We start from the raw sequence: 11,515 nt of genomic DNA on the forward strand, positions 1-11,515 counted from the left end.
TTTCAAACAACGATGGCTGCCAAGCCCGTCATCGTCACGCGGCCGGCGCGCGAGGCTGCGCAATGGGCGGACGAGTTCCGGGCCGCGGGGCTGGATGCCGCGGTGCTGCCGCTGATCGCCATCGAGCCCGCCATCGACGCGGAGCCGCTGCGCGCAGCGTGGAAGCGGCTTGCGGACTACGCGGCGCTGATGTTCGTGAGCGCCACCGCGGTCGAGCATTTCTTCCTGCATGCGGAAGAAGGGCAACGCGCAACCGGCCCGCGCTTCTGGGCCACGGGGCCCGGCACGGCACGCGCACTCTTGCGTGCCGGCGTGCCGCAAGGCGCCATCGACGCACCGCCTTCCGACGCCGCCCGCTTCGATTCCGAGGCCCTGTGGGAGCGCGTGAAAGGGCAGGTGGCCCAGGGCGTGCGCGTGCTGATCGTGCGCGGCGGCGATGCGGCCGGCCACCCGAGCGGACGCGACTGGCTCGCCCACGAGATCGATGCCGCCCAGGGGCTGCGCGACACCGTGGTCGCCTACCGGCGCCTGCCGCCATCCTTCGACGACGCGGCGCGTGCGCTGGCGCTCGATGGCGCCGCGGGGCGCGCGGTCTGGCTGTTCAGCAGCTCGGAGGCCATTGCCAACCTGTGCGATGCCATGCCGGGCACCGACTGGCATGCGGCCGTTGCGGTGGCGACCCATGCGCGCATCGGCGAAGCCGCGCGGGCCGCGGGATTCGGTTCGGTGCGCGTGTGCCCGCCGCTGCGGGAAGCCCTGGTCGCGTCGATAGAATCCTTCACATGAGTGCCGCGTCCCCGTCCGACGACTTCTCCCCCCCATCTTCCGCCGCGCCGGTGCCCGCCACGCTGGCGATGGCGCAGTCGCCGGAGTCGCAGGCGGCCGCCGCAACGATGCTCTCGCGCATCGGCTTCGGCCTGCTGGCCATCGTGGCGCTGGCGGCCCTGGTGACGGCCATCTCCCTGTGGCAGAAGGTCAGCGGCATGCAGGAGCAGCTGGCGCGCCAGAGCGCCGATGCGCTGGCCCAGTCGCTCGAGGCGCGCACGCTCGCGCGCCAGGCCATCGACACGGTACGCGAGACCGCAGCCCGCGCCGCGCTCACCGAAACCCGGGTTGCCGAGGTCGCGCTGCAGCGCTCGCAGCTCGAAGAACTGATGCAAAGCCTCTCGCGCTCGCGCGACGAGAACCTGGTGGTCGACATCGAATCGGCCGTGCGCCTGGCGCTGCAGCAGGCGCAGGTCACGGGCAGCGTGGAGCCCCTGCTGGCCGCCCTCAAGTCCGGCGACCTGCGTATCGCGCGCGCCGCGCAGCCCCGGCTGGCGCCGCTGCAGCGCGCCATGCAGCGCGACGCCGACCGCCTGCGCAGCAGCGCCAGCGCCGACAGCGGCGAAGCGCTGCAAAAGCTCGACGAGCTGATGCGCAGCGTGGACGACCTGCCGCCGCTCAACGCCGTGGCCATGCGCGGCTCGGGCCTCAATGCCTGGCAGCCCGAGCCCATTCCGGCCGATGCGGCCTGGTGGGAAAAACTGCTGCTGACGGTGCGCGCCGAAGCGCGGTCGCTGGTGCGGGTCGGGCGCATCGAACGTCCCGAGGCGGTGCTGCTGGCACCCGACCAGACCTATTTCCTGCGCGAGAACCTCAAGCTCAAGCTGCTCAATGCGCGGCTCTCGCTGCTGTCTCGGCAGGTGGACGCCGCGCGCAGCGAACTCGCCACGGTGGCCGCATCGCTGAACCGCTATTTCGATCCCGCATCGCGGCGCACGCAGGCCGCCGCCACGCAGCTGCAGCAGTTGCAGGCGCTCGTGAAGACCTCCGAACCCCCGCGCATCGACGACACGCTGTCGGCGCTGGCCACGGCGGCAGCGGGGCGCTGACGTGAGCCCCCACGTTCATCACTTCGTGTATTTGCTGCCCCCCAAAGGGGGCGCAGGCCTCCCTTGGGGCGGCCCGGCGAGGGGCCTGACGTGAGAGCCGCACTGTGGCTCCTCGCGCTGTTCGCCGTTGCGGCGGCTGTGGCGCTGTTCGCGGGCAACAACCAGGGCACGATCACCGTGTTCTGGCCACCCTGGCGCGTCGACCTGTCGCTGAACCTGGTGCTGGTCATCCTGCTGGCCGCGTTCGTGCTGCTCCATCTTGCATTGCGCGGCCTGGCGGCGCTGTTCTCGCTTCCGACCCAGGCGCGCCAATGGCGGCTGCAGCAAAAGGAACGCATGCTGCACTCGGCCCTGCTCGATGCCATGGTGCAGTTGCTCTCGGGCCGCTTCTCGCGCGCGCGCAAGGCCGCGCAAGCCGCGCTGGTGCAGGAAAAAACGCTGGCCGCGCTCGGCGCGAGCCTGCCGCAGGCCCAGCAGGTCCGCGTGCTGTCGCACCTGCTGGCTGCCGAGAGCGCTCAGGCCCTGCAGGACCGGGCCGCGCGCGACGCGCACCTGCAGCAGGCGCTCAACGAAAGCGTCGACCGCATCGTGCTGGCCAGTCCCGAAACGCGCGAAGGCGTGCAGCTGCGCGCGGCGCGCTGGGCGCTCGAAGACCGCGATCCCGCGGGCGCCCTGGCTCGGCTCGAGGAGCTTCCCCAAGGCGTGCAGCGGCGCACGCTCGCGCTGCGCATCCGCCTGAAGGCGGCGCGCCAGGATGGGCGCACGCTCGAAGCACTGGAAACGGCGCGCCTGCTGGCCAAGCACCGGGCCTTTTCCGAGGGCGCAGCGCAGAGCATCGTGCGCGGCCTCGCCACCGAGCTGCTGTCGGGTGCGCATGACCCGGCACAGCTGCTTCGCGCCTGGGCCGAGCTCGACGACGCCGAGCGTGAAATGCCCGAGGTCGCGATTCACGCCGCCCAACGCATGGTGGCACTGCGCGGCGATCTGTCGCTGGCGCGCGGCTGGCTGCTGCCGGCCTGGGAGCGCATGGTGTCGCAGCCCCGGGGCCTGGGCGATATGCTGCGCGTCAAGATGGCGCGCGCGCTCGAGGCGGGGCTCGATTCGGTGGATGCCGACTGGCTGGCCCGCATCGAAACGGCGCAGCGCAACAACCCGCGCGACCCCAACCTGCAGTACCTCGCGGGCATGGCCTGCATGAAGCGCCAGCTCTGGGGCAAGGCCCAGCAACTGCTGATGCAGGCCGGCCTGGGCCTGCAGGACACGGAGCTTTACCGGCGCGCCTGGCTGGCACTGGCCGAACTGGCCGAAACGCGCGGCGACGAAGAGCAGGCCGCAGCGGCCTGGAAGCGCGCGGCGCAGACCGAGAAGGTCTGACCGGCAATCGGTCCCGCGCTGCGGCGCTTGCTGCTCTCTCTTGCATTCCCCATAAAAAAACGGCGCCGATGTGGCGCCGTTCTTCATTGTTCCCGGGCCCTCGGGCCCGGGCTTCTTCAGTTCACGCCTTGCGCGTCGGAAGGCGCCTTTTCGAACGGCAGCGTCATCGCGCCGAGCTCGCGGCGGGTTTCAACCAGCACCAGCGGACCGTCGTCGAGCACGATCGCGGGCGGGCGCTCGCGCGGCACATGCACCGGCTTCGGCTCGGCCGCGATCGCTGCGCGGGCCTGTGCAATGCGCTCGGCGTCCGAGTTCACCCATTGCAGGCCCGAGCTCTCGGCGATCTGCGCGAGTTCGGTCAGCGGCAGTTCGAAGGGTTGCACCTTCGGCAGTGCACGGCCATTGGCCGCGGGCTTGCTGCTGCTCTCGACGGCGACAGGCACCGCCGCGACTGCAGCGACCGCGACCGCGGGAGTTGCGGGAGCGGCAGGAGCTGCTGCGGCCGGGCGATCGAAGTAGCTCCGCGGTGCCGGTTCGCGTGCTTCTGCTTCGGGCACTGCGGTGCGTTCGGCCATTGCGAGCGGCTGGGCCGGCTGGCGTGCCGGTGCTTCGCCGGCCTCGGCGTTGTCGGCCGATGCGCCGGCCACGCCGGTTTCGCTGTCGTCGCGCGGACCGCGCTCGCGGCGATCCCGGCCGTAGCGGTCGCGCGAACGGCCGCGGCGCTCTTCGCCTTCGCGGCGCGGTGCCTGCTGCTCGCCGGTACCGGCTTCGCCTTCATTGGCCGGTGCCATTTCGGCGGCTTCGGCAATGCGGATGTCCGCTTCGTCGAGATTGGCCGGGGCCTCGCCGTTGGCGAAACGCGGCTGGCCTTCGCTGCGGCGCTCGCGGCGGCCGTCGTTGCGCTCGCCTCGCGGTGCGCGTTCTTCGCGGCCGCCGCGCGGCGCACGTTCGGCTTGCGCGCCGTCCTGCGGGGCGACGTTGTCGCCGCCGGATGCGTCGCGCGGTGCATCGTTGCCATTGCGCTCGCCGCGCTCGGCCCGCTCGCCACGTTCACCGCGCTCACCGCGTTCCCGGCGTTCGCCGCGTGCGCGCGGCGCGCGTTCTGCCGGCGCATTGCCTTCATCGCCAGCGGGTGCGCCCGATGCCGGTTGCTGCGCTTCGAGGTTGCCGTCGACCAGTTCGGCCGATGCCGGCCGTGCCTCGCGGCCTTCGCCTTCGCGGCGCTCGCCGCGGCCACCGCGGCGCTGTTCGCCGTCGCGCGGGCCGCGTGCTTCACGGGGCTCGCGAGGTTCGCGGAGCTCGCGCGGCTCGCGTTGTTCGCGCGGCTGGGCGGCTTCGCTGCGGATCTCGCTGCCGCGTCCTTCACGGCGCTCGCCTCCGCGGCCACCGCGGCGTTCGCCGTCGCGGCCACCGGAGCGGCTGCCGTTTTCACCGCGGCCTTCGCCGCCGCGGCCACCGCGGCGCTGTTCGCCATCGCGGGCGCCGCGCGCTTCGCCGTCGCGGCCCGGGCGGCCGCCATCACGGCGCGTGGGCTTCGGAGGCTCGACCGGGATCACGGCCGGCGCGGGCGCCGGTGCCGGCGTGCCGCCGAACCAGCTCTTGATGCGGGCGAAGAAGCCGGTCTCGGCCGGTGCCGGTGCGCTTGCGACGGGGGGCGCAACCGGTGCCGGGGCCACGGCGGCCGGGGCACGCGCCGGTTCGGGCCGGGGCGGCACCACGGGCGCGGGCGCATCGGGCAGCACGCCCTTGATGACCGGCGTCTGCTTGTTGGTGGGCTCCTGCGAGCGGCGCGTGACCGAGGTCGGGTCCTCGATCTCGTCGGCCATCTTGTAGCTGGCTTCGATGTGGTCCAGGCGCGGATCGTCGTGCTTCAGGCGCTCGAGCTTGTAGTTCGGCGTTTCGAGCGTCTTGTTCGGCACCATCAGCACGGTGACGCGTTGCTTGAGCTCGATCTTGGCGATCTCGGGGCGCTTTTCGTTCAGCAGGAACGAGGCCACTTCGACCGGCACCTGCACGTGCACGGCAGCCGTGTTGTCCTTCAGGCACTCTTCCTGGATGATGCGCAGGATCTGCAGCGCGCTCGATTCGGTGTCGCGGATGTGGCCCGAGCCGCCGCAGCGCGGGCAGGGGATCGACGAGCCTTCGCTGAGCGCCGGCTTCAGGCGCTGGCGGCTCATTTCCATCAGGCCGAACTTGCTGATCGAGCCGAACTGCACGCGGGCGCGGTCTTGCCGCAGCGCGTCGCGCAGGCGGCTTTCGACTTCGCGGCGGTTCTTCGACTCGTCCATGTCGATGAAGTCGATGACGATCAGGCCGCCCAGGTCGCGCAGGCGCATCTGGCGGGCCACTTCGTCGGCGGCTTCGAGGTTGGTGCGCGTGGCGGTTTCCTCGATGTCGCCGCCCTTGATGGCGCGCGCCGAGTTCACGTCGACCGAGACCAGCGCCTCGGTGTGGTCGATCACGATGGCGCCGCCCGAGGGCAGCTGCACGGTGCGCGCATAGGCGGATTCGATCTGGTGCTCGATCTGGAAGCGGCTGAACAGCGCCGCGTCGTCGCGGTAGCGCTTCACGCGGGCGGCATGCTCGGGCATGACGTGCGCCATGAACTGCTGCGCCTGCTCGTAGATGTCGTCGGTGTCGATCAGGATGTCGCCGATGTCGTGATTGAAGTAGTCACGGATGGCGCGGATGACGAGCGAGGATTCCTGGTAGATCAGGAAGGCGCCCTTGCCGCCCTTGGCCGCGCCGTCGATGGCGCTCCAGAGCTTGAGCAGGTAGTTCAGGTCCCACTGGAGCTCGGGCGCCGAGCGGCCGATGCCGGCGGTGCGCGCGATGATGCTCATGCCCTTGGGGTACTCGAGCTGGTCCATCGCCTCCTTGAGTTCGGCGCGGTCGTCGCCCTCGATGCGCCGGCTCACGCCGCCGCCGCGCGGGTTGTTGGGCATCAGCACCACATAGCGCCCGGCCAGCGAAATGAAGGTGGTGAGGGCCGCGCCCTTGTTGCCGCGTTCTTCCTTCTCGACCTGGACGACCAGCTCCTGGCCTTCCTTGATGACGTCCTGGATGCGCGCCTGGTTGGCGGAAACGCCTTCGGCGAAGTATTGCTTGGAGATTTCCTTGAACGGCAGGAAGCCGTGGCGGTCTTCGCCGTAGTCGACGAAACAGGCTTCGAGCGAAGGCTCGACGCGCGTCACGACGGCCTTGTAGATGTTGCCCTTGCGCTGTTCGCGCCCTTCGATCTCGATTTCGTAGTCGAGGAGCTTTTGCCCGTCGACGATGGCCAGGCGGCGTTCTTCGGCCTGCGTGGCATTGATCAGCATCCGCTTCATGATGCGTTGTCCTTATATGTATCGTTCTACCGGCCCATGACGGGCCAACGATGCACGGACGACGCCCGCGAAACGAGGGGAATTGCCGCTTGGCCCCGGATGTTGTCGCTGCCGCGCCGAGCGCGGACAGGCCTCTTGAGCGTCAGCTCAGGAAGACAACCGGGGTGGGGGCGCGTGGATGGGCGCGAGCCAGGTTCGGTGTTGAGCAGCTATCTTATTGATAGCTGGTTGCGCAATGGTGGCGCGCGGTGCGGATGACTCAATGCCTGAGGCCGCTGGCAGAAGCCAGGTGGGCCAGCGCAGGCACATTTGAATCAGCAGCATCAACACAAGGGACTCGCTTCGATCCGCCGGCAGCTTGGAAGCTGCAGGCTGGGTATTCCGTATCGGTGTTTCGTGGGTGTCGGCTTGACTTGGGCGCCACGCCTGCCACTTTGCGCAATTGCGCGGGGTTTGCAGGTTCGGCGCCAAAGCGGCATCGACCTCGCAGCATGGTCCTGGGCGTTTGACTGCAGTGATCTAAACTTCTGTCTAATCAAGCACTTACACGACCGCGCTGGTGAAAAACATTATAGGTGCGAAGCGAAGCCCCGCGGCCGCTCCAAATCCCGCAGTTCCAGACTCCGCAGTCCAAGACGCTGCGGCGGAGGCTGGCGCGCCGCATGCGGCCATCAGATTCATCACCGTCGATGCGGAATCCGCGGGCCAGCGGCTCGACAACTTCCTGTTCCGCCACCTGAAGGGCGTGCCCAAGACGCATGTCTACCGGATCATCCGGTCGGGCGAGGTGCGCATCAACAAGGGGCGGGTGCAGGCCGAGACCCGCATCGAAGCCGGCGACGTGCTGCGGCTGCCTCCCATACGGATATCACCGCGGGCCGAAGAGGGCGCCGCGCCGCCCGCGCCGGCGCGCGAATTCCCGGTGCTGCTGGAGGACGACGCGGTGCTGGCCATCGACAAGCCCGCCGGCGTGGCCGTGCACGGCGGCAGCGGCGTGAGCTTTGGCGTGATCGAGCAGCTGCGGACGGCGCGCCCGGGCGCCAAGTTCCTCGAACTGGTGCACCGGCTCGACCGCGAGACCTCGGGCATCCTGCTGGTGGCCAAGAAGCGCAGCGCGCTCGTGGCGCTGCAGGATCAGTTCCGCGAACGCGAGACCGGCAAGACCTACCTTGCGCTGGTCGAGGGCGCCTGGCCTGCCAACAAGAAGGTGCTCGATGCGCCGCTCGCCAAGTACCTGCTGCCGGGCGACGGCGCGGGCGCCGGCGAACGCCGCGTGCGGGTGGTCGCCAAGGACCATCCCGATGCCATGCGGGCCGTGACGCTGGTGCGCGTGCTGGCGCGGCTCACGCTGCCGGGCGACGCCGCGCCGCTGTCGCTGCTGGCGGTCACCATCAAGACCGGCCGCACCCACCAGATCCGCGTGCACCTTGCATCGGCCGGCCATGCCATCGCGGGCGACGACAAATACGGCAACTTCGAGCGCCAGCGCGTGTTGCAAAAGCTCGGCCTCAGGCGCATGTTCCTGCATGCCTGGCGACTGCAGTTCACCCACCCCGCCACGGGCGAGCGCGTGGCGCTGCAGGCCGGCCTGCCGCCCGAGCTGCAAGCGTTGATGCCGCCCCAGGCGATCGAAGCGCTTGCCCAACATCCCACTCCCACGGCCAATGACTGATTCCTCCAGACCCCTGCGCTTCGACCTGATCGCCTTCGATTGGGACGGCACGCTCTACGACTCCACGCGGCTCATCGTGCGCTGCATCCAGGCGGCGGTGATCGACGTCGGCGGCGCCAAGCCGAGCGAGAACGACGCCGCATGGGTGATCGGCCTGGGCCTGGCCGAGGCCCTGGCGCGCGCCGCGCCCGATGTGCCGAAGGAAAAATACGCCGAGCTCGGTGCGCGCTACCGCTACCACTACCTGCAGCACCAGGACGACCTCGTGCTGTTCGACGGCGTGCTGCAGATGATCGACGCCCTGCGCGCGCGCGGCCACAAGCTCGCCGTGGCCACGGGCAAGTCGCGCCGCGGCTTGAACGAGGCGCTGAAGTCGGTCGCGCTGCGCGACCGCTTCGACGCCTCGCGCACCGCCGACGAAACCTTCGGCAAGCCGCACCCGCGCATGCTGCTCGAACTCATGGAGGAGCTCGAGGTGCCGCCCGAGCGCACCCTGATGATCGGCGACACCACGCACGACCTGCAGCTGGCGCTCAATGCCGGCTGCGCGAGCGTGGGCGTGAGCTATGGCGCGCACGAGCCCGAGAGCTTCGACGAACTGAAGCCGCTGTTCGTCGCCCACTCGGTGGCCAGCCTGGAGACATGGCTTCTCGCCAACGCCTGAAAATCGCGGCATGAGCGAAGAACAGCGCATTCCCCTGTGCAATGCCGCGGAGCTGGTCGAAGGCGGCCGGGCCGTCCCTTTCGATGTGGTCTATGGCGGCGAGACCTGCCGGGCCTTCGCTGTGCGCTTCGAAGGGCAGCCGCATGCCTACCTCAACCGATGCAGCCACGTGGCCATGGAGCTGGATTTCCAGCCCGACCGCTTCTTCGACGACAGCGGCCAGTGGCTGCTCTGCGCCACCCACGGTGCGGTCTACCGGCCGGACACCGGCGAATGCGCCGGCGGCCCATGCCGCGGCGGGCTCGTGAAGATCGCCCTCAGCGAACGTGACGGCGTGGTGCACTGGCATACTGCCTGGAACCTCCATCCCCTGATTTTTTGACAATGACCGACCCGAACCGCACGGAACCCGAAGGTTTTGATCCTTTTGAGCCGGCCACCCCCATTGCGTCCTCGCAGGGCGCGCCGAGAAACATGGCCAAAGACCCCACGCAGCGTCCCGGATGGGAGCGCGCAACGCTCGAGAAGCTCGCCTTCGCTTCGCTCAACGAGCAGAAGGCGGCGCGCCGCTGGAAGACCTTCACGCGCCTGTCGTGGCTCGCCTTCTTCATCTTCCTGGTCTGGCTGGCGATGTCGCGCAACGCGCCGAGCGCCGCCAAGACCACGGCCCACACGGCCGTGGTCGAGATCAAGGGCGAGATCGCCAACGGCGGCGACGCCAGCGCGGAATTCGTGGTGGCGGCCATGAAGACGGCCTTCGAGGACGAGGGTGCCAAGGGCATCGTGCTGCTCATCAATTCGCCCGGCGGAAGCCCCGTGCAGGCGGGCATCATTAGCGACGAGATCAAGCGCCTGAAGGCCAAGCACAAGAAGCCGATCTACGCGGTGGTCGAGGAAACCTGCGCCTCGGCCGCGTACTACATCGCCGCCGCCACCGACAAGATCTTCGTCGACAAGGCCAGTATCGTCGGCAGCATCGGCGTGTTGATGGACGGCTTCGGCTTCACTGGCGTGATGGAAAAGGTCGGCGTCGAGCGCCGGTTGCTGACGGCCGGCGAGAACAAGGGTTTCCTCGACCCGTTCAGCCCGATGAGCGACGCGCAGCGCGCCCATGCCCAGGCCATGCTGAACCAGATCCACGCGCAGTTCATCAACGTGGTGAAAAGCGGGCGCGGCGACCGGCTCAAGCTCGACACCCCGGGGCTTTTCAGCGGCCTCTTCTGGAGCGGCGAACAGGCCGTCGAATTCGGCTTGGCCGACCAGCTGGGCAATGTCGACTTCGTAGCGCGCGAAGTCATCAAGGCCGAAGAGGTCACCGACTACACCCGGCGCGACAACGTGGCCGAGAAACTTGCGAAGAAATTCGGCGCCGCCATGGGCGCGGCCACCGTCCGCTCGCTGCAGTCCGCCACGCCGGCGCTGCGCTGAGGCCGGCGGCCAGTCGCTTCAAGACCGTTTGCCGTCCTCGCCCGTGAGGCGGGCCGAGGCCGCCAGCGCCGCGGCAAAGACCACGACCACATAGAGCGCGGCCGTCAGCGAGCTGGCCCGCGCGAGCAGGCCGATCACCGCCGGGCCGGCCATGAAACCCAGGTAGGCCACGGCCGAGACGGCGGCAATGCCGATGGCGGGTTCAATGCCGGGCACGCGCGCCGAGGCGCCGAACAGGATCGGCACCACGTTCGCAAAACCGATGCCGACGCCCGCGAAGCCGAGCAGCGCGAGCCAGGGCAGGTCGGTCAGCAGCACCAGCGCCATGGCCGCGGCCGCCAGAATGCCGCTGCCGCGCAACAGTGCCGTCGGCGAGAAGCGCGCGCGCATGGCGTCGCCGCCGAACCGCGCCGCCGCCATGGCGGCGGAGAAGCTCGCGTAGGCCAGCGCGGCCTGCTTTTGCGGGCTGCCGAGTTCCTGCTGCATGTAGAGCACGCTCCAGTCGTAGATGGCGCCTTCCGCAATCAGGCCCAGCGCGGCGAGCACGCCAAGCACCGCCAGCGTGCCGCGGGGCAGCCGGAAGCGATGGTCCGCCGGGGCGGCATCGCTCGCGGCGGGCGGCCTGGGCAGCATGCGCGTCGACGCGACGGCAACCACCAGCACCATTGCCGCTGCCACCCACAGCAGATGCGCCTGCGCCCCGAGCCCGGCGGCCAGTGCCGCGCTGCCACTCGCGGCGCCGGCCATGCCACCCAGGCTGAACATGCCGTGCATGCCGCTCATCAGGGGCTTGCCACCGTGCAGCTCCAGCTGCGCCGCCTCGGTGTTGATGGCCACGTCGAACACGCTGGTCACCAGGCCGAAGACCGCCAGCAATGCCAAAAGGAAAAGATAGCCCGGCATCGCGATCAGGCCGGCAAGCAGCAGGGCATAGACGCAGCCGCAGAGCGCGGCCATGCGCCGCGGGCCGTGGCGGCCGATCCAGCGGCCGGCGCTGGTCAGCCCGAACATCGCGCCGGCGCCGGCCGCGAGCAGGGCCAGCCCGAGCTCGGCTTCGTCGATGCCGTAGTGCGCCTTGACCGTCGGAACATGGACGCCCCAGGTCGCAAAGATGAATCCGGACGAAAAGAACTGCGCGCGCGAGGCCCAGCGCGTGCCGGCGGTCACCCCCATC

Annotated in this window: 9 protein-coding genes; 7 read left to right on the top strand and 2 right to left on the bottom strand. The window is 69.8% G+C overall.

From position 1 onward, the window contains the following. Positions 1–12: 12 nt before the first annotated feature. From ACAM54_RS07215 to ACAM54_RS07225, 3 genes are all read left to right on the top strand, one after another. Positions 13–786, top strand: coding sequence for a uroporphyrinogen-III synthase (locus ACAM54_RS07215; RefSeq protein ID WP_209499760.1), 774 nt, complete (start codon positions 13–15; stop codon positions 784–786). Continuing rightward, on the top strand, positions 783–1,874 hold the full coding sequence (locus ACAM54_RS07220; protein WP_145741413.1) for a uroporphyrinogen-III C-methyltransferase: 1,092 nt from the start codon (positions 783–785) through the stop codon (positions 1,872–1,874). The genes ACAM54_RS07215 and ACAM54_RS07220 overlap by 4 nt, the downstream gene beginning before the upstream one ends. A 90-nt stretch (positions 1,875–1,964) precedes the next feature. Next, on the top strand, positions 1,965–3,248 hold the full coding sequence (locus tag ACAM54_RS07225) for a heme biosynthesis HemY N-terminal domain-containing protein (protein ID WP_145741415.1): 1,284 nt from the start codon (positions 1,965–1,967) through the stop codon (positions 3,246–3,248). A gap of 116 nt (positions 3,249–3,364) precedes the next feature. Here ACAM54_RS07225 and ACAM54_RS07230 read toward each other — a convergent pair whose 3' ends face one another. Next, positions 3,365–6,577, bottom strand: coding sequence for an Rne/Rng family ribonuclease (locus ACAM54_RS07230; RefSeq protein WP_369650292.1), 3,213 nt, complete (start codon positions 6,575–6,577; stop codon positions 3,365–3,367). Positions 6,578–7,136: 559 nt separating this feature from the next. On the opposite strand from ACAM54_RS07230, the gene ACAM54_RS07235 reads away from it, so the two are divergent. The 4 genes from ACAM54_RS07235 to ACAM54_RS07250 are packed head-to-tail and all read left to right on the top strand — an operon-like array spanning position 7,137 to position 10,341. Then, complete coding sequence (locus tag ACAM54_RS07235; RefSeq protein ID WP_369650293.1) at positions 7,137–8,249, top strand: RluA family pseudouridine synthase; 1,113 nt, start codon at positions 7,137–7,139, stop codon at positions 8,247–8,249. After that, on the top strand, positions 8,242–8,913 hold the full coding sequence (locus ACAM54_RS07240) for an HAD family hydrolase (RefSeq protein WP_369650294.1): 672 nt from the start codon (positions 8,242–8,244) through the stop codon (positions 8,911–8,913). Before ACAM54_RS07235 ends, ACAM54_RS07240 begins: the two co-directional genes overlap by 8 nt. A 10-nt stretch (positions 8,914–8,923) precedes the next feature. After that, on the top strand, positions 8,924–9,295 hold the full coding sequence (locus ACAM54_RS07245) for a Rieske 2Fe-2S domain-containing protein (protein WP_145741423.1): 372 nt from the start codon (positions 8,924–8,926) through the stop codon (positions 9,293–9,295). Positions 9,296–9,297: 2 nt separating this feature from the next. Beyond that, on the top strand, positions 9,298–10,341 hold the full coding sequence (locus tag ACAM54_RS07250) for a S49 family peptidase (protein WP_145741424.1): 1,044 nt from the start codon (positions 9,298–9,300) through the stop codon (positions 10,339–10,341). 18 nt (positions 10,342–10,359) lie between these two features. Here the strand turns inward: ACAM54_RS07250 and ACAM54_RS07255 are convergent, their stop codons facing one another. Further along, positions 10,360–11,514, bottom strand: a complete 1,155-nt coding sequence (locus tag ACAM54_RS07255) for an MFS transporter (protein ID WP_369650295.1) — start codon at positions 11,512–11,514, stop codon at positions 10,360–10,362. Position 11,515 lies beyond the last annotated feature (1 nt).

It is taken from the genome of Variovorax sp. V93, assembly GCF_041154485.1.
GTDB classification, from domain to species: Bacteria; Pseudomonadota; Gammaproteobacteria; order Burkholderiales; family Burkholderiaceae_C; genus Variovorax; species Variovorax beijingensis_A.